At 40.2% G+C, this 20,392-nt stretch carries 19 protein-coding genes; 9 read left to right on the forward strand and 10 right to left on the reverse strand.

Going from position 1 to position 20,392, the window contains the following annotated elements:
- The first annotated feature begins 15 nt into the window (after nt 1-15).
- Nucleotides 16-2,178, forward strand: coding sequence for a xanthine dehydrogenase family protein molybdopterin-binding subunit (locus tag BMW98_RS13890; protein ID WP_090259180.1), 2,163 nt, complete (start codon nt 16-18; stop codon nt 2,176-2,178).
- Nucleotides 2,179-2,251: 73 nt separating this feature from the next.
- A complete protein-coding gene (locus tag BMW98_RS13895) occupies nt 2,252-2,986 on the forward strand; it encodes a hypothetical protein (protein WP_139177575.1) in 735 nt (244 codons plus the stop codon).
- A gap of 123 nt (nt 2,987-3,109) precedes the next feature.
- On the opposite strand, the gene BMW98_RS13900 is transcribed toward BMW98_RS13895, so the two are convergent.
- Genes BMW98_RS13900 through BMW98_RS13915 form a run of 4 tightly spaced genes read right to left on the reverse strand, consistent with a single transcriptional unit; the run spans nt 3,110 to nt 9,773 of the window.
- Nucleotides 3,110-3,397, reverse strand: coding sequence for a CBU_0592 family membrane protein (locus BMW98_RS13900; RefSeq protein WP_090259182.1), 288 nt, complete (start codon nt 3,395-3,397; stop codon nt 3,110-3,112).
- A 2-nt stretch (nt 3,398-3,399) separates the two neighbouring features.
- Nucleotides 3,400-4,629: an alkaline phosphatase family protein gene (locus BMW98_RS13905; protein ID WP_090259183.1), complete on the reverse strand. Its 1,230-nt coding sequence runs from the start codon at nt 4,627-4,629 to the stop codon at nt 3,400-3,402.
- Between the two features lie 59 nt (nt 4,630-4,688).
- Nucleotides 4,689-6,470: a RagB/SusD family nutrient uptake outer membrane protein gene (locus tag BMW98_RS13910; protein ID WP_090259184.1), complete on the reverse strand. Its 1,782-nt coding sequence runs from the start codon at nt 6,468-6,470 to the stop codon at nt 4,689-4,691.
- Nucleotides 6,471-6,497: 27 nt separating this feature from the next.
- Nucleotides 6,498-9,773, reverse strand: a complete 3,276-nt coding sequence (locus BMW98_RS13915; RefSeq protein ID WP_245733595.1) for a SusC/RagA family TonB-linked outer membrane protein — start codon at nt 9,771-9,773, stop codon at nt 6,498-6,500.
- Nucleotides 9,774-9,918: 145 nt separating this feature from the next.
- On the opposite strand from BMW98_RS13915, the gene BMW98_RS13920 reads away from it, so the two are divergent.
- The gene (locus BMW98_RS13920; protein ID WP_090259186.1) at nt 9,919-10,521 is read left to right on the forward strand and encodes a TetR family transcriptional regulator; all 603 of its coding nucleotides are present in this window, start codon (nt 9,919-9,921) and stop codon (nt 10,519-10,521) included.
- Between the two features lie 282 nt (nt 10,522-10,803).
- Nucleotides 10,804-11,094, forward strand: a complete 291-nt coding sequence (locus tag BMW98_RS20340; RefSeq protein WP_139177577.1) for a hypothetical protein — start codon at nt 10,804-10,806, stop codon at nt 11,092-11,094.
- A gap of 841 nt (nt 11,095-11,935) precedes the next feature.
- On the opposite strand, the gene BMW98_RS13935 is transcribed toward BMW98_RS20340, so the two are convergent.
- Together BMW98_RS13935 and BMW98_RS20495 are read right to left on the reverse strand one after the other, a co-directional pair.
- Nucleotides 11,936-13,846, reverse strand: coding sequence for an asparagine synthase-related protein (locus BMW98_RS13935; RefSeq protein WP_090259189.1), 1,911 nt, complete (start codon nt 13,844-13,846; stop codon nt 11,936-11,938).
- 25 nt (nt 13,847-13,871) lie between these two features.
- The gene (locus BMW98_RS20495; protein WP_162844720.1) at nt 13,872-14,012 is read right to left on the reverse strand and encodes a hypothetical protein; all 141 of its coding nucleotides are present in this window, start codon (nt 14,010-14,012) and stop codon (nt 13,872-13,874) included.
- 230 nt (nt 14,013-14,242) lie between these two features.
- On the opposite strand from BMW98_RS20495, the gene BMW98_RS13940 reads away from it, so the two are divergent.
- Both BMW98_RS13940 and BMW98_RS13945 read left to right on the forward strand, forming a co-directional pair.
- Nucleotides 14,243-14,527 (forward strand): PqqD family protein, encoded by a 285-nt coding sequence (locus BMW98_RS13940; protein WP_090259190.1) that lies wholly within the window; start codon nt 14,243-14,245, stop codon nt 14,525-14,527.
- 39 nt (nt 14,528-14,566) lie between these two features.
- Nucleotides 14,567-15,508: a phosphoenolpyruvate carboxykinase (ATP) gene (locus tag BMW98_RS13945; RefSeq protein WP_090259191.1), complete on the forward strand. Its 942-nt coding sequence runs from the start codon at nt 14,567-14,569 to the stop codon at nt 15,506-15,508.
- Here BMW98_RS13945 and BMW98_RS13950 read toward each other — a convergent pair.
- Nucleotides 15,492-16,610, reverse strand: coding sequence for a nucleotidyltransferase domain-containing protein (locus BMW98_RS13950; RefSeq protein WP_090259192.1), 1,119 nt, complete (start codon nt 16,608-16,610; stop codon nt 15,492-15,494). The genes BMW98_RS13945 and BMW98_RS13950 overlap by 17 nt on opposite strands.
- A 108-nt stretch (nt 16,611-16,718) precedes the next feature.
- On the opposite strand from BMW98_RS13950, the gene BMW98_RS20720 reads away from it, so the two are divergent.
- Both BMW98_RS20720 and BMW98_RS13960 read left to right on the forward strand, forming a co-directional pair.
- Nucleotides 16,719-17,111, forward strand: coding sequence for a lasso peptide biosynthesis B2 protein (locus tag BMW98_RS20720; RefSeq protein ID WP_420820076.1), 393 nt, complete (start codon nt 16,719-16,721; stop codon nt 17,109-17,111).
- Nucleotides 17,112-17,320: 209 nt separating this feature from the next.
- Nucleotides 17,321-17,617, forward strand: a complete 297-nt coding sequence (locus tag BMW98_RS13960; RefSeq protein WP_090259194.1) for a hypothetical protein — start codon at nt 17,321-17,323, stop codon at nt 17,615-17,617.
- 350 nt (nt 17,618-17,967) lie between these two features.
- Here the strand turns inward: BMW98_RS13960 and BMW98_RS13965 are convergent, their stop codons facing one another.
- Nucleotides 17,968-18,195 carry a hypothetical protein gene (locus BMW98_RS13965; protein ID WP_090259195.1) on the reverse strand — a complete coding sequence of 76 codons (228 nt, stop codon included), beginning with the start codon at nt 18,193-18,195 and terminating at the stop codon, nt 17,968-17,970.
- 284 nt (nt 18,196-18,479) lie between these two features.
- Between BMW98_RS13965 and BMW98_RS13970 the strand changes: the two genes are divergently transcribed.
- On the forward strand, nt 18,480-18,809 hold the full coding sequence (locus BMW98_RS13970) for a helix-turn-helix domain-containing protein (protein ID WP_090259196.1): 330 nt from the start codon (nt 18,480-18,482) through the stop codon (nt 18,807-18,809).
- 102 nt (nt 18,810-18,911) lie between these two features.
- Here the strand turns inward: BMW98_RS13970 and BMW98_RS13975 are convergent, their stop codons facing one another.
- Both BMW98_RS13975 and BMW98_RS13980 read right to left on the reverse strand, forming a co-directional pair.
- Complete coding sequence (locus tag BMW98_RS13975) at nt 18,912-19,304, reverse strand: hypothetical protein (RefSeq protein ID WP_090259197.1); 393 nt, start codon at nt 19,302-19,304, stop codon at nt 18,912-18,914.
- Nucleotides 19,291-20,388: an RHS repeat-associated core domain-containing protein gene (locus tag BMW98_RS13980; protein ID WP_262501603.1), complete on the reverse strand. Its 1,098-nt coding sequence runs from the start codon at nt 20,386-20,388 to the stop codon at nt 19,291-19,293. The genes BMW98_RS13975 and BMW98_RS13980 overlap by 14 nt, the downstream gene beginning before the upstream one ends.
- Nucleotides 20,389-20,392 lie beyond the last annotated feature (4 nt).

Consider the following 20,392-nt stretch of genomic DNA (forward strand, 5'->3'; position numbering starts at 1 on the left):
CTAAACGCAAGAACAATGACATTGATTAAAACAAAAGTCGATAGAAGATCATTCTTGAAAACCTCTGCCCTAGCCGGTGGCGGTTTAATGATTGGTTTTGCCTGGGGTTGTAGCCCGGCAGAAACCGTACGACCACCTGCTTCTGAGTGGTTCGACATTAATGCTTTTTTAACAATTGCCGACAATGGTGAAATTACCATTATGTCGCCAAACCCCGAAATTGGCCAGAATGTAAAGACTTCCATGCCAATGATAGTGGCCGAAGAATTAGACGCCAGCTGGGAGGATGTAATTGTAAAACAGGCTCCGTTAGACACCAAAAACTACCAACGCCAAGTGGCTGGTGGTAGCCAATCTATTCGCCAAGGCTGGCAAAGCCTAAGAATGGCTGGAGCAACAGCCCGCCACCTTATGGTGCTTACTGCCGCTAAAGAATGGGGCGTGGATGCTGCAAGCCTAAAAACAGAGAATGGCTATGTAGTTAACGGGAGTGAAAAGCGCTCTTATGGCGAGCTAGCGAGCAAAGCGGCTGGTATTGAAGTACCTGCCGAAGTGCCGCTTAAAGATCCTAAAGACTTTAAGATTATAGGAAAGAGTAAAAAGAACGTAGACCTTGACGAGATAGTAACCGGAAAACCACTTTTCGGGATTGACTACCAGAAAGAAGGAATGGTTTACGCAGCTGTTTTGCGTCCCCAAGCATTCGGCACAAGACTAAAAACGCTGGATGATACTGAAGCACGTAAAGTAAATGGTGTAATAGATGTCGTGAGGTTTACCGACCACACATCTGATGCTGACAAAGCCCGAGGCGAGAAAGTGGCGGTAATTGCCACCAATACTTGGGCCGCCATTAAAGGCCAGCGTGCCCTAAAAGTTACTTGGGAAGACAGCCAGCATAGAGAAAGTACTCCAGAGCACATTGCTAAACTAGATGCCGCCCTAAAAAAGGCAGATGGTAAATCGGAAAGGCGAAACGATGGCAACATAAATAAAGCCTTTGCTGAGGCAGATGGTGTTTTTGAAAAGTCGTACGAAGCTCCATTCTTACCGCACAACACATTGGAGCCAATGAACTTTTTTGCCGATGTGACGGATGAAAAAGTAGAACTGATGGGACCAATTCAGACTCCACAGTGGTCGTTAGGCACTATTGCGCAGCTATTGGGCAGAGACGAATCGGAAATATCCATTGGCATGACGCGTATGGGCGGTGGTTTTGGCAGAAGACTGTATGGTGACTTTGTGGTGGAAGCCGCTGCAATCTCCAACAAAATCAGGAAACCAGTAAAACTACAGTATACCAGAGAAGACGATATGACAGCTGGTATTTACAGACCATCTTCTAAATACCGATTCAAAGCGGCTTATAAAAATGGTAAGGTTACAGGCTACCATTTAACCGGAGCAGGAATAAGAATGGGCGGTACAACACGCGAACATTGGTTCCCTGCAGGTGGCATTGAAAACTACAGAGTGGATTCGCACAACATTGATAGTAACATTACTACCGGTGCTTGGCGTGCGCCTGTCACCAACTTTTTAGCTGTGGCAGAGCAAAGCTTTTTCGATGAACTGGCTGAAGAAATGGGCATTGATGCCATTCAGTTAAGGCTAGACATCTTAGAGCAAGCCAAGAGCAATCCTTTTGGAGAGCCGTTAGACTATGAACCGGAAAAAATGATTGGTGTAATAAAACTAGCTGCTGATAAAGGCAACTGGGGCAAAGCGCCAAACGGTGTTAGCAAAGGCTTTAGCAGCTATTACTCGCACAATACTTATGTGGCCGAAGTTGTAGACGTAGTTACAGAAAACGGACAACCTAGGGTTAGCAACATTACCGTGGCCGTTGACTGTGGAATAGTTGTAAACCCAGATGCAGCCATTAACCAAGTACAAGGCGGTGCTGTTGACGGTATTGGCCACGCCATGTATGGTGACTTTGGTTTCGAAAACGGAACTCCTCAGGCCAATAACTTTGATAAGTTTAGGCTTATTAGGTCGAAAGAAGCGCCATCGGTTGATGTGCATTTTGTAGAAAGCTTAAATAGCCCAACTGGACTGGGCGAACCTTCCCTACCACCGGCTGGCGGTGCTTTGGCCAACGCCATCGCTGCAGCTACCGGACGAAGGATTTATAAAATACCTTTCGCTAAGCAAGACTTAGCCATGGGATAATATTAAGGGGTGATTTTTTCACCCCTTTTTCTTTATATTCACAAGCTAACTTTCTTCCTAAAAAGGTACTGGCTTGACAAACAATTACACACGCAACATACTATTAATCTTTCTCTTGTGCTCAGCACTCTTTCTACTGCAAAGTTGCGAAGTAGGATATGGTATTGCCAACATTTCGGACCCGGCTGCCCCCATGCACAAGCCAAACTACACCGACACCACCACTCAAACCACTAAAGCAGAGTTTATAAGCGCCAAACTGTCTCTTGGTGAGGGTTATAGAGAAACTGATAATATGGAAAGTGGCAGCATTTGGCTATACCAGTCTATCGTAAAAAAGAAGTACGATCTCTCCACAGGAGCCTTAGCTTATTTTGGCAATTATCAACCAAACGGCATGATCGCCCCTTTCGATCAAAAGGTTGGCTTTTATGGCCTAGGCCTATCTCACGAAGGCAACTTAAGAATAGGTACTAGAAGAAAGTGGTGGCACATTGGCTATAAAACCTCGCTTTTTTATGAAGATGGAGCTTATGACGAGTTCAAGCGTAGTGCAGATCAAACAATTCCCGGATTTCTTCACATGCACCCCTCTAAACTTAATTTCTATTTAGGTTATAAAGTATCGCTGCATCCTACGGAAAACCTCGGTTTTTACTACAGCCTTGGAGCCATTACCGCATCAGAAACCAATCCTACGCTTGGCCTAGGTACTTTTTTAAAGCATGAAAATTGGGTGTTTGATGTAAATGTTACCGTTACAGACTTTGCTGTGGCCAACTTTGGCTTTCACTACCAGCTAAAATAAAGAGGCCGTCTCAAAAGCTTAACGTCATCCTGAGGAAGGAAATCTCTCGATAGAGAAATGGCCGACCGAAAGGATCTGCTTGTTTAAGACAGCCTCTATCTATAGGGGTAAATTATTGGTTACTTAAGACTCTTGCTTTAACGCTACTTCTTTAGCTGGCTTTCTATACTTGTAAAAACCATAAACAGCTACCACTCCCCAAAACAGGTTGGCCATAGCCGCAGCATAGGAGTAATCATACACCGTATTAATTACCAGAAAAATACTTCCGAGAATATTATAAGTGTGATACTTAATGGTTTTGAGTGTCCAAACACCTCTGTTCAACTGTAAGTATGATACAATAAAAAGCACAGTGCCTACCCAGCCAACTAACTGCACTACAAAAGAAGTAAGCGTTATTCCGAACATATTTATTTGTCTAAAACCAACCAAACATTGGTTGAATTGTGTTTTCCTTCAAGCAAGAACTTATAAGTTCCGCCCTTTTCTAGCTGAATGGACTTAGTGAAAGTACCCTCAGTCAATTTAGCCTTGCCAAGCTTTTTGTAATCGTCTTTTCCACCTGTTTTAAAGTTGTTAGTAGCAGCCATGTAAACGGTCACGTTTCCTCCTGCCGACCCTTGAGACCAACTTAAGGTAAGTTTGCCATTTTCGTAGTTTGCTACAGCATCGAACAACGATACATCTCCTAGCCATGAGACACCGTCCACCTCTTGTGCTATGTCTTTTGGCATTTCTACATTTAGGTGCTTAAGAACAGTAGGCATAATATCTACCACTGGTGGTGTACTTTCAAACCTGGCATTCAAATTTTGAGCATTTGTAGCCGCCCAAGTAGTTCGTTCACGCTCCGACTGACCACCGTGTCCTTTGCCATTGCTCTCGGTTCTACCATGATCTGTAGTGACAGTAAGTAGCCACTCTTCGCCAAACTGTTCTTGGCGATACTTTATGGCTTCCCAAATTCTGCCAATTTGCGCATCGGCCTTTTCCACAGCATCAATCATTTGCGGGCTATCGCCAAAGGCATGCCCCATATCGTCAGTATATTCCAAATACACCCACGAAACATCCGGAGCATCAGCCTTAATTGTTTCGGCTGCCTTGTCCGTTACAAACTCGTCAATGTTATAGATGAATATTCTGCTATTGCCATGCGGAAATTGTACAGTATCTAGCTCATAGCCATCGTACGCAATGTCCATTATTTTTCCACCGGCCTCAGCCTTTCCATCACCAATAAGTTTGGTTCTATTATCTAACCAAGTAGAAAATATAGCCGTCTTTTTCTCAGGTGCTTGTGCCTTCACTACATGAAAAACATTCCAATAATTGTAGTTAGGATTTTTCACCCCATTGCCCCAAACATTATGCTTGTTGCCCCATACACCGGTGATCATATTCATATAACCAGGTGCAGAAATGGTTGGCGTTTGGCTGTACATATCTTTACCACCACCTTGGTAGGCTCTGGTATAGCCACCAACAGCTGCAATCTCGTCAATTGCCGGAGTAGCCACCTGCTCTAATACATCGGCAGGTACGCCATCAATCAAAATCATTACTGCCTTACGTTGCGCATGCACGGACATAGCGAACACCAACAACACAGCAGACATTAAAACTTTCAAATGCTTCATAATAAAAAATTGGGGAAGACAGGTTGGACGCCTTCCCCTGTTAAGTGAATCAATTTAACCTAATCCCAACCGAATATCTGAGTAAGATTCGGATTTAAACGAACCTGGTTTGCCGGTACCGGACGGTAGTAGAATTTAGGATCATCAAATGTTCCTCTTTCTACAGTAGCCACAACGTAGCCACTTGTCCCTTCCGAAAGGAAAACACCTACATTCTCGCCTACCGAACCTGCTCTGTAGTACACCAGTTGCACACCCAAAGAGTTCTCTTCTTTATCTTCAGGAATAGACTGATCGGCTGGCAACAACACAATATCCTCAATTCCATCGCCTGTTAAGTCGTGCTTACCCAAGCCTCTGAAATAAAGCCCTTTCGGTTCTGCCTCAATCAGTTTACCTGCTTCCCAACGCATCAAATCATCGTGACGGTAGCCTTCAAGCGCCAACTCTACCCTGCGCTCTCTTCTTATTTCTGCCAAAAGTGGGCTAATGCCAGCGTATTTAGCACTTTGGTAAGCATCGGTACCCACTCCCATAGTCATGTGCGGCATACCCGCCCTATCTCGCAGCTGGTTGATTGTTCTATCAAGGTCAGCTTGAGTAATGTTACCCAGTTCGGCTTTTGCTTCTGCATTAATCAAAAGTACTTCTGCAAAACGTAGCACTGGAATATCAAGGCTATTGATATAAGACTGATCCGTAAGGTTAACAAAACCCTTTATTTGGTGATAACCAGTAAAGTTTTTCGCCAATTGCTGCACGTAAATTCCACCACCTTGAGAGTAAGTTCTGGTGTTATTGTTTTCCCAACCCGGGAACGCAAATGTCTGGTACATACGCGGATCTCTATCTTCAAACTCAGTTACAAAATCGAAAGATTCGTAACCAGCCTGATCTGTATAAGAAGTACCATCTGCCTTTAAATAAGCCTGAACCAAGTCTTTAGCCGGGCTCACTTCGTAGTTTCCAAAAAGTGTTTCACCCCAACCGCTATTTCTTACTTGGTCTTCGCTGTACACTGCAAAAATCACTTCCGAATTACCATTTAGGTTGGCGTTTGTAAACAAACTGCCATAATCGCTAGCTACGTTGCCTGTGTTGTAAATAGCAAACGGTCCGTTGTTAATGATATCGTTAGTGATTTGCTCAGCCATTTGCAAAAACTCATTGGCCGTACCCTGCAAACCCAACTCAGTGTGATACTTTCTGAAAGTACCTTCGTGCAAGGCCGCACGTGCCATATACACTTTCACTACCCAATTGTTAATCGCACCATCAGGCTGATCAACAAATACATGGTCAATAGCAAATTGGTAATCTTCAAATACCTTTTCTACCACAAACTCGCGCGGGTCGCGGGCTTTCATTAAAGCCTCAGTATCATCTGTATTAATTACAAAATCATAGTAAGGCACATCAGAGTAACGCTTTACCATGCCGTAGTAAAAGTTCGCTCTAAAGAATCTCGCAAGTCCTTCAAAGTGATCCATTTTCTCTTGATCTAAATCAGCCTTTTCAAAGTTTTCCAAGAAAAGGTTTACAGACCTAAGGGTACCCCAGCCCCAGCCACCTGTAACGGTGGTGGAAGATGGCGTACTAACCATCATTGTTTTAAGCTCTGTATTACCAGTTGTACCCGCATTATCCGTTGCTCTATCGTTGTAGTAAATTCCCGTACCAGGAAAGTTGTACAAGCTGTTGATGTAGATATTTAGGTCCTCCTCTGTATTGAAGAAGTTTTCTGTACCAATTGAAGTTTCTGGAACCACCTCCAGAAAGTCATCTTCACAGCTGAAAACCGCAAAAATGGCTGCCAATAAAATGTATTTAAGATTTTTCATCGTTTTCAGTTTTTATAACCTGAGTGATTAAAGCGAAAAGTTTAAACCAATGATGTAGCGTCTTTGGAAAGGATAAGTATACCCTTTACCCACACTGCCCGACTTGCTAACCGCAGGGTTGTACTCAATGGCATCGTTAACTGCCTCTGGATCGTAGAAATCCTTCAAAGCTGACCATTCCATTAGATTTTCGCCACTTACATAGACCCTTACACTGCTAAAGCCGATTTTTTCGGTCAACAGCTGAGGTAGCGTATAGCCAACAGTAAGGTTTTTAAAGCGCAAATAAGCAGCGCTCAATAGGTAGTCAGTTTGTGGAATAGCCAAACCTTGCGCCTCGTCAATTCGCTCACCAAGGTTTCTATCGGCCAACCACGACTGCAAGTGTGGGTATTTAGCGTCTAGGTTCTGATCTGCCAAACCTGCCGCTATGTAAGAATCTGAGTGACGGTCTCTGTCAGCACCTGTCTCTCCTGTTGCTCTATAGTAATCGAACAAGTGAGGGTAACCACCTGCATATGGTTGTTGGTAATAACCCCAGTACAAGTAGTCAAGTGGGTAGTAATCACGCTTACCAATTCCTTGGAACATAGCGCTAACATCGAACCCATTCCAGTTTGCAGAAACTGTGAAACCATAGTTGTAACGAGGTGCTTGATTACCAATTCGTTTCAAATCTTGGGTATCGTCCAAAGTGTAGCCTTTAGTAATTTTGCCATCACCGTTTTGGTCCACATATTTAGGCCATCCTTCTACAATAGAAAGTGCACCCCAAGGAATGATCGCGCTTTGATCTAATGCATCGATTTCTGCCTGCGAGGTGAAGAATCCATCGCTTTCAAGTCCCCAGATCTCTCCTAGCTCCATTCCTTCGTAGAACTGTGTAATTGAACCATTCGGGTTATCGAACCTCGTGATTTTGGTTTTGCTATCGCCCAACACAAAACTTGCTTGGAAGAACAATGGCTTTGAAGCCAATTTGAAATCGTTTTTGTAGCCCAATGAAAGCTCCCAACCGTTTGTTCTTAAGTCTGCAGCATTTTCTTTTGGCTCAGTAGCACCCAATACATCTGGCAACTCTTTACCAACCGTTAGCATGTTTTTGGTATCTCTCTGGTAGATATCGAAAGTGGCCGTCAATACATTGTTGAACATACCTAGGTCGATACCAAAGTTGGTGGTTACCACTTCTTCCCAAGTAAAGTTAGAAGACACCAATTGTGGAGAACTGATCTCTAGTGGAAGACTACCATCTATAAGGTAGTTGCCTTGGTAAGCATCCATTGTAGCAATGTACTCGTAAGGCCCAATGGCTTGGTTACCTAGCGAACCCACGGAAGCTCTTAGTTTAAACTGGTTGAACGTATTCGTAAGTGGCTGGAAGAAATTCTCCTCTTCCATTCTCCATGCTACAGAAGCTGATGGGAAGAATCCATAGCGCTTGTCTGACGGGAACTTTGAAGAGCCATCGTAACGACCGTTGAACTCGACTATGTAGCGGTCTCTATAAATGTAGTTCAATCGGTAGAAGTAACCTCTTACAGCCCATTCCGAAACGCTTTCTCCAACATACTGATCACCAGTAGCCAAAGCCAAAGTAGGCAAAGAAGCAGAGATTAAGTTATCGCGCTGTGCTGTAAACCTGTTCCAGTAGCTATGCTCTTGGTTAAAACCAGCAATGGCTGTTAAGCTGTGGTCGTTAAAGTCTTGATTATACCTTAAGTAGGTATTCAGCACATAATAGTTAGACTCTGTGCTAGATCTGTAAGCAGTGTTAGAACCTTCTTCTCGAATATCGCCAGGGCCGTAACCAATTTGATATTTGGTTTGATACCAGTTTTGATTCTCGCGTCCTTTTCTAAAGGTAAAGTCGGTATTCCAAGTCAGTTTGTCTTTAAACAATTCAACACCAGCATTGAACTGAGACTGCATACTGGTATAATCCGTTTCGCTTTCGCCACCATCTTCAAGTTGGGCAGCCACTCTACCTGCAGCCGAGTTAGCCCAAGAACCATCAGGGTTCATGTGGTAGCTTGTTGGGTCAAGGTTGTAAATTGTTCTAATGTTGAAGTTAGAAGGCAACTTTCTGTTGGTACCAATTAGGTAAGTATTGTTACCCAAAGTCAACCAAGGTAGTGGTTTGAAGTTCAGTTTACTTCTTACAGTATATCTTCTAAAATAATCTTCAGCAATTTTCAATGATCCCTCATCGTCACTATAAGAACCAGAAAGCATGAAATCTACATCGTCAGTACCACCACTTACTGAAAGCTGATGGTTTTTAGAAACCGTGTTATCTCTTAAAAAGTAGCGCGACCAGTCTTTATCGCCCATATAAGCCCACTGCGACTCATCGTTAGGATTAAGACGAACAGATGGTAGAGAAGGATCGTTTGAGCGGTCTCTTGCCCAAGCGTACTCATCATCGCTGTAGTTTACGTTGTCCCAAGGCGTGTTGTCGGTAGAAGTTTCCAACATTCTCATGTAAATGTATGGGTCGGTAACCTTGTCTGGCAATACAGTTGGTTTGTTGAAAGAAGTGTAACCGGTGTAGTTAATCTTAATACCGCTAGCACCAGACTTAGTCGTCAGAATGATTACACCAAAGGCAGCTCTTGCACCGTAAATAGCAGCAGCAGAGGCATCTTTAATTACAGAAATGTTCTCAACATCCTGAGGGTTAACTCTGTTCAATTCGGCAGTGCTTGAAGGCACACCATCGATAAGGATCAATGGATCGCCACCATTAATTGATGTAATACCACGAATGTTAATAGTTGGCGTGCTACCCGGAGCACCAGAAGTACTCGCAATGTTTAGGTTAGGCACCATACCTTGAAGCCCCTCAGTAACGCTACTTACAGGTCTTCTAGACAATGCCTCAGCATCAACTTGGTCTACCGCACCAGAAAGGTTCACCTTCTTTTCAGTACCGTAACCAACTACTACAACCTCTCCTAAATCAGAGAAGTCTTCAACCAATGCAATGTTAATGGTAGTTCTGTTTCCTACCTGTGTTTCTTGAGCAACAAAGCCAATTGAAGAGAATACAACCACAGCCTCAGCACTGCTAACACTTAGATTGTACTTTCCGTCAATGTCGGTAATCACTCCATTTTGTGTTCCTTTTTCTAATACAGTAATCCCAAAGAGCGGCTGCCCTTTGTCATCTGTTACTGTTCCGGTAATGGCAACTGTTTGTGAGTAGGCCGTTTGGCTAAGGAGCATCATTAGCATGCACCCGAAACTCAAAAGCCAGCTTCGGATGTCATGGATCCGAAGTAAGCGTGCTTGTGTTCGCATAGTTTTTATTATAAGGTCAGTTTTTGATTAGTTGCTCAAAGGTAGAAGCCTAATATTACCTCATGATTAATGTGGATTTAATTTTAATTGAACAGTCAATCAATTTATATTTCACATCTTTGACCCGAACCTTAAACAGAGAGATATGGGCAGAAAAAGCCTAAAAGACGTACGCAGACAAGAAATTGTGCAGGCATTTTATACCATTGCCGATGCGCAGGGGCTACACAACACCTCAATAGCAATGATTGCCGAAGAGATGGATGTTAATCCAAGTTTAATACTCCACTACTTTAAAAGTAAAGACGAATTGCTTTTGTCTCTTATCGATTACATTCTAGACAAATACTTGAACATATACAGGGTTAACACAGATTTAACATTGATTGAGCAGCTAGAAGAAATGCTCGATAATTTATTTTCTACTAAGTGGGATACGCTCGTAAGCGACCATGTTTACTATAGCTGTTATACCATGATTTTTCGCGACCCAGTGGTGCGTAAAAAGTACAAACAGTTACATGATTCATTACGTGTGTCGCTCAAAGAACAATTAGCCCAAGCCAAAGCCGCGGGTATTATTTCGGTAGAAGACCCCGAAATGACAGCCAAGATTATTTATACTGTACTGGAAGGCGCTTACTATTATATATGTATGGAGCCAAGTAAGCAGAAGCGCCAAGAAATTATGAAACAGTACAAGCAACATGCTCTGCAAGTACTCGGAATGACTTACGCTGGGGCTTAATTTTTTTGAACTAATCCTATCCCTAGATCACTGTATTAGTCCCTGGTTAGCTAACTTTAGCGTGAAACAATCATAAGCTACTTAGTGAGTATACCTGAGTTAATAGTTTTATCCATATTCATAATTTGGGTTGCCTTCAGCCTTATCAGGCTTATTTTACCTAAAATCAGGTATGGCTCGCTTGCAAAATGGCTCAATAGTTTTGCTTACCTATTCCCGATAAATCAATGGGCACTTTTCTCCAGACCAGTTCCGCTGTTAACAATTAAGTTTAGAGAAAAAATGGAAGAAGACTGGTCTGACTGGCAAGTCATTGAAGTGCCATCTCAAGCCTCACCACTAGGCTTACTTTGGAACCCAAAATTCCATGAGTACAATGGGTTTTGGCAAACAGCTGCAGCTACCGCAACCAACCAAACCTCTGGATTAGCAGCAAAATCAGAAATTACCTCTAAGCTTGTAGCTAATTACTTATTACAAGAACAATTGGTTAATGCAGAGACATTTCAACTCTCAATTAACATTGACGATAAAGATGATTCTTATATATCCTTGTTTGAAACCACTGAATAACTAATGAGTAATATAGAAGCAGAAAGCACATTAGAACTTATTGCTCAAATTGCATCAATAGGAATAATTATAAACTCATTCGAGCTAATAAACAGAAGGCATCTCTTCCAAAACAACAATCTATTTTCGTGGGTACTTATTAATAAATTGCGTCCGTCTTTAGCAAGAAAGCGCTCAGTTAATCGGCTAATAAACTTCTGTATTAGCTATCCTAATATCCTATGGCTTATTGGCATAAGGCTCTTAAGTGCCTTCGTAATTCTTTTTTTTCAAACTGAGTACTGGTTAGTAAGTATCGCAATATGGTTTTTGTACTTATCTGGCATTCTAATTTTCAACATTAGAGTGGTTGTAAGAACTGGGTATACGGTTTTTCTACAAGTCATTCTTGTTTCGATTAGTATGCAAAGACTTTTCCCCAATAGCTCCACCTTAGAAGTTGCATGCATTTGGGTTATTGCCATACAGTGCTGTTTAGTTTATTTTGAAAATGGGCTAACAAAACTAAAGGAAGTGAAGTGGAAGCAGGGAGCTGCCATATACAACATCATTAGAAACCCTTTATACAAATCCCCAATCTCAAGGCTCTCCATCCTTGAAAAAAGTACTTTTCTAAAAACCGTTTCATGGTCGGTTCTAATATTTGAAACAGCTTTTCCAATAAGTCTATTAGGTGGAAACGCAAGCCTAATTATTTTCTTGGGGTTTGGTTTAGTCTTCCACTTTACAAATAGCTGGATACTTGGCTTAGGATCGTTCTTTTGGACTTTTGTAGCCGCTTACCCAGCCATAATATTCTGTAACCAGTGGCTTATTAATCAGTTCTGACTTTTAATAAAACCTAATTAACTCGTTCAGAATTCATTTCTACCAACAGGCACACTGCTATCATTCTGCTCAAAAAAGTACTAAGATCAGGGTCGTACTTATTTAGATTCAGCGAAAGCGAATCTAGTGCGGATAGAACTTTGTCAAATTCGAATATTTCTTCCAATTGAGGATGTTCTTTCCAGTTAGCAATGCGCCTTTTTATTTCACCTAAGTCTTGCATGATTAAATGGTTACTGTCAACTAGCTGTCTCCCCTTTTTATTGTTCAGCCGCAAAGAATCGGGAAGTAGACCTTTCGTCATTTCTCTTGTCAAAGCTCTATTTTGACCCTTATAAGACCAATACTTAGATGGTATAGTCAGTGAATATTCAATCAATTGCCTATCTGCTGTCGGGTCTAGTTCTTTAACCCCATAGATTTGTTCATACGTCTTACTATGAACTGCCAACTTTTGGATAAAAGCGGTCATTTTCTTTCTCAGAGGTAGGTCAGCCTTAAAAACACTATTAGCAACTAAAAATGACCTTTTGTTCAAACCATTCCTGTTTAAAAATGAATCTTTGACCATCCAGTTGTAGCTATGCCCACCTAGTCTGCTAATATGGGTATCTACAAAAACCCTCAGTTTAGAAGGAACAACGGCACAAAACATTTGATAGGTTAAGTATCTAATAGCACCATACCCCTTCAAGTTTTTTGTTTTCAACTCATATCCAACAAATTCCTTCCATCTACCTTTCCTAACTAGTTCTAGTCCATACAACCTACCATTGTAAGATATACTCAGGTTACCCATTTGACCAGAAAACAGTACATTGCTTCCGCGAGATTTACACCTCTTTAAAAACTCTTGAGACCATAGCCAATTATAAAAATTGTTGACTTCTAAAGAACCAGAATATTTCAAATGCTTTTCTAAATAAGGAAAGATGCTTACACCCTTTAAGTCAACCAAAGAACAGTCAATGTTCTCGTACATTTCTTTGACTTTAAAGGCATAGGGGCCTTCATTTATAAAAACACCAGGAAGAACAGGATACGTATTACCATCCATAGGAACATAAGTATAGGTTTGTAATCGTTCCTTACTCTTAGCTAATTCCTTGGCTGCCAAGCAACTCACTGTAGAGGAATCTAACCCTCCGCTCAGCATAGTTGATGGATGCTTTGCACTATTCAGGCGTTCCCTTACCGATGTGGACATCAACTCTAATAGTTTTGTCGCTGCCTCATTGTATGACAACGCTTCATTCTCTTTTACTTTATCCACAGAATAATAAGAGGAGGCCCTAAGGCCTGACGAAGAAAACTTTAAGTCATGCCCTGCTGGCAATGAGCGAACGGCCTTGAAGGCAGTCTCACTAACACCAGAGTCAGTGAATGCCAAATAATTGGCGATGTAATTATAGTTAATGGGGGAATTGACTATGGAGGCTACTATAGGAGGTAATTGGGCAATTATCAGAGTTGAGTTAGTTACTGAATAGAAAAGTGGACTAATTCCTAAGTGATCTCTCGAACACCAAATCTCTTCTTTTAGACTATCGTAAATTACTAAAGCAAAATCACCTTGCAAATGAGATGTACAATCTTCACCAAAAAGTAGATACGCCTTAAACGCCAATGAATTGTGGCTGTCTTCTTCAGATATACTAACATTATGTTTCTGTAGCTTATCTACAAGTAGGCCTACCCTATTTAACCGGGCATCTATTGTTCCATAATACCTATCATCCTCACTTACAAATAGCCCATTTTTAATGGTATCCTCTTTAACACCACTTCTAGCCAAAAAAAAATGAGCTCCACTCAAGTAATGGAACTCATTTTTAGAGTCTGCTTGAGCTCTGGTAAAGAGCCGGTAAACTTGGTTTGGAATCAATTCATTTTCCAAATCAAAAAAACCAAAAATCAAACTCATTAATAACTAGCTAAGCTTCTAAAAACTATGAAGTAAAACTACCATCGAATACAGAAGGGCCAAATGTTCCTTTTGTAATTGAGGAAATCCTAACTGTGTTTTTAATGGCTGGCTTTTTCCACTGTTTTTTTGCTTTACCTAGATTCAAAATTTCTCTGTCTTTCATGAAGTTTATTTTAGAGTGGTAGAAGTACAATAATAGCAAAGATTGGCACAGTTGACTACACAATTCTAGCCCAGTGATTATGAAATAATTTAATTTCCGCCCAAACAAATATGCAATACTGGAATAGTACATCTACTATTTAATAAAGGTTATTTAATCACCCATCCCACAATTACTATTTGGTATACTTTGGCTAATTTCGGTCACTCAAACCTAAACACTTAAAACCATTGGAAACCACTTTTAGTAAAGAAAACCTAGTCAGTAGAAACCCTCAAATACTCTTTAGTGTAATTGATAATGAAGTAGTCTTAATGGATATTGAAAGTGATCGATACGTTCAATTAGACTCAATAGCTAGTGACATATGGATAACCCTATCAGAAGAAATGACATTTGGAGACCTATGTACAGAATTGCTAAGCAAATATGATGTAAATGAAGAGACTTGTCATCAAAACCTTTCCGAGTTTTTGAAAGAGCTGGGTGCCGCTGGTTATATCACCCAGAAATAAACTCAGAAAATAACTGTTCTATTCACTTCACTTTTTTAAATGCATAACTATACTTATTGCATTTATGGTTATACCATAAGTACTAATTTCAAGCTCCCGTCTTTAACTCAGTATCGTAAAACAGACAATATTGACTTAAATATTGTTTTCAATCAGCAACGACTACAAGAATGTTTAGATGATGAAAATTCCCGCCATTTTACTTTTCACAATAACACCTTAGATCTCTGGACAAATAATGATAGTCTATTAATGTCTTATTCTATTGGGATTAAAGCTTTAATCAATTCAGACAACGAAATATTTGTTGATACAAAAAACAACCTCCCCCCTAAAGTAACCCAACACGTTCTACTTCAAGGCATTCTAGGTTTATGGTTACTAAGAAGGGGTGAATTTGCTATTCACGGATGCACTATAAAAAAAGGTGATAGTGCTGTAATTTTTGCTGGGGTTTCTGGTGTCGGAAAATCTACTATTGCTGCTGCGTGTTACGATTTAGGCTATCAAATTCTATCCGATGATGTTTCACTGATTGAATTAACACCAAATTCTATCCCTAGCGTAATACCATCATTCCCAATAATTAAAGTTACTCCTGAAACACTTAATAAAGTAATTAAAAATAAAACCTCAAACCTTAGCCCAATACCGGTAATAGATAAGTATGAAGCACAGCTCGGTGATCAATTTCACCCTAATAAATTAAAGCTAGAAGCTGTTTACTGCTTATCTATTTCTGACGAAGTAAACAAATTACATACTGAAGCATTGTCAGGCGGAGAGAAAATTTTTTCCCTATTAAGTAACACATACCGAAACTTTATGATTGACGCCACAAACACGGGAGCCAAGCACTTTGACTTTTGTGCAAAGCTAGCCTCAATAACGAATATTTATTCAATTACAAGGCCTACTAAAGGGTTTTATTACAGGGAAGTAATTGAACATACACTCGGAAGCTTCATTCCGCTCGACTAAACAGTTTATTATAAGTAAAGAAGAGAGGTCGGCTTAAATAATAGAAAAAGAGAAACAAATAGCCTGTAAAAACATCCTTTAGTCTACCCTTAACAAGCGTTATAACACGGATATAGCGTAACCTACTACCGCTTTTAAAAGGTCCATTTACACTATCCATCGACATCTGAAGTAATTTCAGCAAGTTCTTATCACCCTTATAACTCTCTAACTCATTAGGTATTGGAGTTTTGAAAAATGCGTTGCAGAGATATACAGAAAGAAGCACAGCTCTTTTCATGTTAACCTTGTTACTCGCTTGCAGTATATATTCCCAGTCTATATCCCCCTCGTACTTTAAAAGGAATCCCCTCACATCAAGAAGCCATTTAAACCTTCCCCAAAGATGTATGGAACCATGAACCGATAGGTAAATAAACAATTCTTCTTTAGGTAGGGTATAAACCTGTTCTCCAGCGATTGAAAAAGCTCTTAAGCTAGTAAGCTGATCATTTGTAGTGTTAGGGAAGATACTTTCAGAAGCAAAAAACTTCCAGTGCATCTCAACCTCATGTTGCTTATCATGATTAATATATCCGGCATGGTAATTAAAGGCACTAAAAAGTCTCCAAACCACTTTCGGCATTTTCGAGTAACTTAAACCTGCAGGCACATAACCTATTTCTAAAAGAGCCTTTTCTACATTAATTAAATCTTCCTTTTTAATCAAAAAATCTAAATCAATAGAAGACTTAAGCCCAAAAACCCCATAGAGTTCATAAGAGAGCATCGGACCTTTAAATATTAAATTATGAACTTCATTAGCTCTCAACAGCTTTGAAACCTCAACCAACGTATGAGTCATCTGTAGCTGCCTGTAAACTGCTCCCTCTACAAGTCTTAAAACTATTCTATAGTCATCATCAGACACCCTAAGTCGAAACTCAGGCATTACAATGGACATATGATTTAATACCTGATGACGGGTTAAAAACTCAATGAATTTATCCCGATCAAAAGAAGCATTCAATAATGACTCCTTCTCCTCATCTTTACAACCAAGTAACTCAATAAAAAGCTTCAACTCTTCACTACAAGACTCAAAAAAATTGATTCTATTCATAAATCATACTTCCATAAAAATCCAAAGAGTCATTACTTTTGTGAAGCAATGATAAAGCGGCAAAAATCGACATTTTTTTCAATAGGCATCAAAGACATAATACCTTTTATGGCCGTGTTTTGGGCCTTAGGAATAAGCCGAATAATAATTTTAATAGTACCCTTTCGAGTAATAAGCTCCTGGATAGGAACCCTAAATAAGGAAACACCAATTGTCAACAGTAAAAACAAAACTGACTCACTTATTCGAATCAGAAAAATGATTTTACGTGTAAGTTTCAAAACACCTTGGGAAAGTAACTGCCTAACTCAGGCACTTTGTGCACATTGGATTTTGAGATTAAAATCAATTGAACACACAACCTACATCGGGGTAAAACTAAGTAAAAGCAATACTTTAGAATCCCATGCTTGGCTAAGGTCTGGAAACACTATAATCACAGGCCATAACGGCTTCGAAAAATATACTGTGGTTAGTACTCATGCACTTTTTATAAATTAGACTAACTAGCACTTTCTGAAAAACACTACAAGTATTGGGTATGGATCACGCAGGCGCTTAAACTAAGCCCAAATACTCGCAGCTAGTTCGCATTCCTAAGCAGACTAGCATGTCATTCGTGAGTGGTTTTTGGCAATTGGTTACATTTTCCGGCATTGACACATCAGTTTCTCTTTCTTTAGAGCTCATTCTTATCTTAAATTTTACTGATGAAAAAATTCAAATTTTTAATCATTGCTTTCATAGCAACAATCACATTATCCCTATCTAGTTGTGAGGACTTAGCAGCCTGTGGTTCTGCCACGGCAGTATTCTACAATAACATGGGTTATTCTATAACATTAATTGTTGACGGAGGTGTAGTAGGATCTATTAGCAACGGCAGCTCTAAATCAATGACCTTATCGGAAGGTAAGCACACCTACTCTATTGGAGGATCCCAAGAAACTAAATCATTCTCATTGAACGACTGTGGAACGCTAAACATTGAGATATCTAAGCGCTAGGTTAATGCTTTAATTTAGTTCGCACTTATAAAGTGTGGGCTACTTTAGTGTCTTAGTTTTCTCGATTTACTTTAAAGGTTTTTTTCTAGCCGATCTTATGTTAATCAGTTCTATTTGGCATTTTCTAGGTTTTAGCCGATAGATAAGGATGGTATGTTTATTAAGTGGCCCACGAAAGACATTGGTTTGTCTTCCGGTTCTTTCAAACATTTCAGGGTATTGCTTTAGTAGTTCGAAGAACTCATTTGATTACCTTGCAAAGGTACTTATCTCTCTTTCGGTAAAGTGATTTTCCAGGTATTCGATAATTTCTTCGAACCCCTATACAGCGCGCTCAGTCCAGACAATCTCTAGCGCCATTTATTATATTTAGCCATTACTTGCTTATAGGGAACAACCTCCCCTCTATCCGCTTGCGCCAGCCCTTCTTCAATCTCTGCTTTTTCTTCAGAACTGAATTCATCCCACCAATCTGCTTCTTTGGACTTCTTAAAGGCAATGAGTTCCGAAATAGTGGAAGAATCTTTTAAGCTCGCTAGCCACTCAATCAATCTTAATTTCTCAGCTTGTATGTCCATAATTCAAATTTAAGGAATTGTGGCAAACAATGTACCTCTACTAGTTTGCATGCAGCAACCGCTCCTTTTTAGGCTAATAAATAGGTCAATACTCACGGCAGGTGAGCACTAGTGGGTTTGGCTTTAATAATATCATTATTTGGTCTCAGCGTGACGCTCAGACCAGTGGGGTATCATATTCGAGAACACTAATCAAGACTTACGCTAGATTCATTATTCGTTTTTATCTCTTTTTTGTCTTATAATCGCAAACACAAGGATTTATCATTCTTATTATCCCATTTATGACCATCGCAGAGCTTATAAGACTTTACAGACAACAGCGGAACTTGTCGCAGACAGAACTGGCTTCTAAGTCTGGGGTTAACCTCAAAAGCCTTTCCCGTTACGAACTTGGTACCAGTATTCCCCCTGCCAATACATTGAAAGACTTGGCCGATGCCATGGGCGTTTCTGCTGATGCGCTACTGGGAGAAGAGGCCGTGATCAAGGACAAGGAGCTTTTTAAAAAGTTCGAGATCATCCAGCAGATGGACGAGGAGACCAAAAAGATCATTACCAACTTCCTTGACCTTACAATCAGGGACTTTAAAGCAAAACAGGCTTATTCATAAAAAACCAACTCCATTGCTGAAGTTGGCTTTATACTATCCTTGTTTGGTCTCAGCGTGACGCTCAGACCAGTGGGGGAACACAATGAATGATGAACAACCCCATTATTTTGGCATCTCATTCCAGCCGTTTATTGGAATAGAATTAATATTATCTAATATTCTGTGATCTGGAAGTAGTTTGCCCAACCTTCCTTTAAAAATTTTAGGAAACGCTACATAAAAAGAGTCACCAAGCTCAGGTTTTTCCTTGAAACTAGACAGTGATATACTACCTTGAAAATCTGTATTCCCTACAGAATATTCAAAGATTGCCTGCCTCCCAGACCTCGAGGGTTTATAATATTCTGTCACCCATCCTATTGTGTAATTTAATGGTAAACGGTAAATCAATTTATTACCAACATAAAACACTACAAACAAACAGATGACTCCTAAAAGAAACCTTTTACCCTTTTTATTCTCTTTCAAGTTATTCAACGCACTATTTGTTGTCATTTTGATTTTGATATTGAATTATTGCCATATTAGTTATGATACCAATCAAGGTTTGTGGTATAAATTTACTTTTTGAAGTCCCTAATCCAGGAGCAATATTACTTAATCCAGTTCCTGTCATACCAAGTCCGAATTGAATTGCCCTGTTATTTCTTGTATCCGTAGTATTGTACAAACCTTGCACACTTAATCCTGTTTCTAGGTTAAGGTCTATAACAGAACTTCCAAGGGAATTGAAAAAATAGTTTACACCAAATCCAGAGAAGGTTGCGCTCGCAAAGTCTAGTGTCTGAACGTTGAACTGACCTTGCATGATATCAGGTATGGCTTGAAATGCCAAATCTCCAGTAAATCTCCCACCAAAACCATTCAAAGATAATTTCGATAGTTCCATCAAGCCAGCTTCTGCCATAATATCTACAACCATTGGCAAGGCAGCGGTTGCAAGCAATGTTCCTCCAACACCTATTGCCACCAGTTTACTTAAAGCTTGTTGAGTCCGTTTACCTTGGGCAATTGCATCTCGGTAACCATCCGCAGAGAAACTCAACGTTCTTGAATGTCCAAGCACATTATGAACACCAGCCAAGCCATTAACCCTATAGTTAGAATACAAACCTCTTTCTATTGGATTACCTCCTTTCCATTTATTCAGGTAGTAATTCCAATACCCTCCAACATAAGAAGGCGTTGAAGTAGTGCTTTCTCTCTCTCCTTCGACAACAAATGTACCTGCTGATCCGCCATCGTAAACAGGATCACAGTCGCCTTCAGGGCAATCCTTCTTTTTGTCATTCTTACCATTTTCTCCAATTAAGCCAGTTGGATCATTAAACATAATTGGGTTATTATAACCATAGTTATAAGGAGTGATACTTGATAAGACATCAGCCATAGGGTCAATCTGCATAAACCTTCCCAATTGAGCATCAAAACCTTTAAATGGTGTTTCATACCAATTCAGACTAAAATCACCATTAAATTCAGTACCTGCATTATACTTAAACCTATTCGGCAAACTCATCGGTACTGAGCTAGACAGGGCAGATATGTTCATCCCAAAAGGATAGTAATGATCTTGCACCAAA

It is taken from the genome of Roseivirga pacifica (genome assembly GCF_900111145.1).
Lineage (GTDB): Bacteria > Bacteroidota > Bacteroidia > Cytophagales > Cyclobacteriaceae > Roseivirga > Roseivirga pacifica.

Excerpts from the sequence above, each read along its gene's own strand:
- BMW98_RS13890 (WP_090259180.1), top strand. The coding sequence starts at position 16 with ATGACATTGATTAAAACAAAAGTCGATAGAAGATCATTCTTGAAAACC.
- BMW98_RS13900 (WP_090259182.1), bottom strand. The coding sequence starts at position 3,397 with ATGTTCGGAATAACGCTTACTTCTTTTGTAGTGCAGTTAGTTGGCTGG.
- BMW98_RS13905 (WP_090259183.1), bottom strand. The coding sequence starts at position 4,629 with ATGAAGCATTTGAAAGTTTTAATGTCTGCTGTGTTGTTGGTGTTCGCT.
- BMW98_RS13910 (WP_090259184.1), bottom strand. The coding sequence starts at position 6,470 with ATGAAAAATCTTAAATACATTTTATTGGCAGCCATTTTTGCGGTTTTC.
- BMW98_RS13915 (WP_245733595.1), bottom strand. The coding sequence starts at position 9,773 with ATGCGAACACAAGCACGCTTACTTCGGATCCATGACATCCGAAGCTGG.
- BMW98_RS13920 (WP_090259186.1), top strand. The coding sequence starts at position 9,919 with ATGGGCAGAAAAAGCCTAAAAGACGTACGCAGACAAGAAATTGTGCAG.
- BMW98_RS20340 (WP_139177577.1), top strand. The coding sequence starts at position 10,804 with ATGGAAGAAGACTGGTCTGACTGGCAAGTCATTGAAGTGCCATCTCAA.
- BMW98_RS13935 (WP_090259189.1), bottom strand. The coding sequence starts at position 13,846 with ATGAGTTTGATTTTTGGTTTTTTTGATTTGGAAAATGAATTGATTCCA.
- BMW98_RS20495 (WP_162844720.1), bottom strand. The coding sequence starts at position 14,012 with ATGAAAGACAGAGAAATTTTGAATCTAGGTAAAGCAAAAAAACAGTGG.
- BMW98_RS13945 (WP_090259191.1), top strand. The coding sequence starts at position 14,567 with ATGCATAACTATACTTATTGCATTTATGGTTATACCATAAGTACTAAT.
- BMW98_RS13950 (WP_090259192.1), bottom strand. The coding sequence starts at position 16,610 with ATGAATAGAATCAATTTTTTTGAGTCTTGTAGTGAAGAGTTGAAGCTT.
- BMW98_RS20720 (WP_420820076.1), top strand. The coding sequence starts at position 16,719 with ATGGCCGTGTTTTGGGCCTTAGGAATAAGCCGAATAATAATTTTAATA.
- BMW98_RS13960 (WP_090259194.1), top strand. The coding sequence starts at position 17,321 with ATGAAAAAATTCAAATTTTTAATCATTGCTTTCATAGCAACAATCACA.
- BMW98_RS13965 (WP_090259195.1), bottom strand. The coding sequence starts at position 18,195 with ATGGACATACAAGCTGAGAAATTAAGATTGATTGAGTGGCTAGCGAGC.
- BMW98_RS13970 (WP_090259196.1), top strand. The coding sequence starts at position 18,480 with ATGACCATCGCAGAGCTTATAAGACTTTACAGACAACAGCGGAACTTG.
- BMW98_RS13975 (WP_090259197.1), bottom strand. The coding sequence starts at position 19,304 with ATGACAACAAATAGTGCGTTGAATAACTTGAAAGAGAATAAAAAGGGT.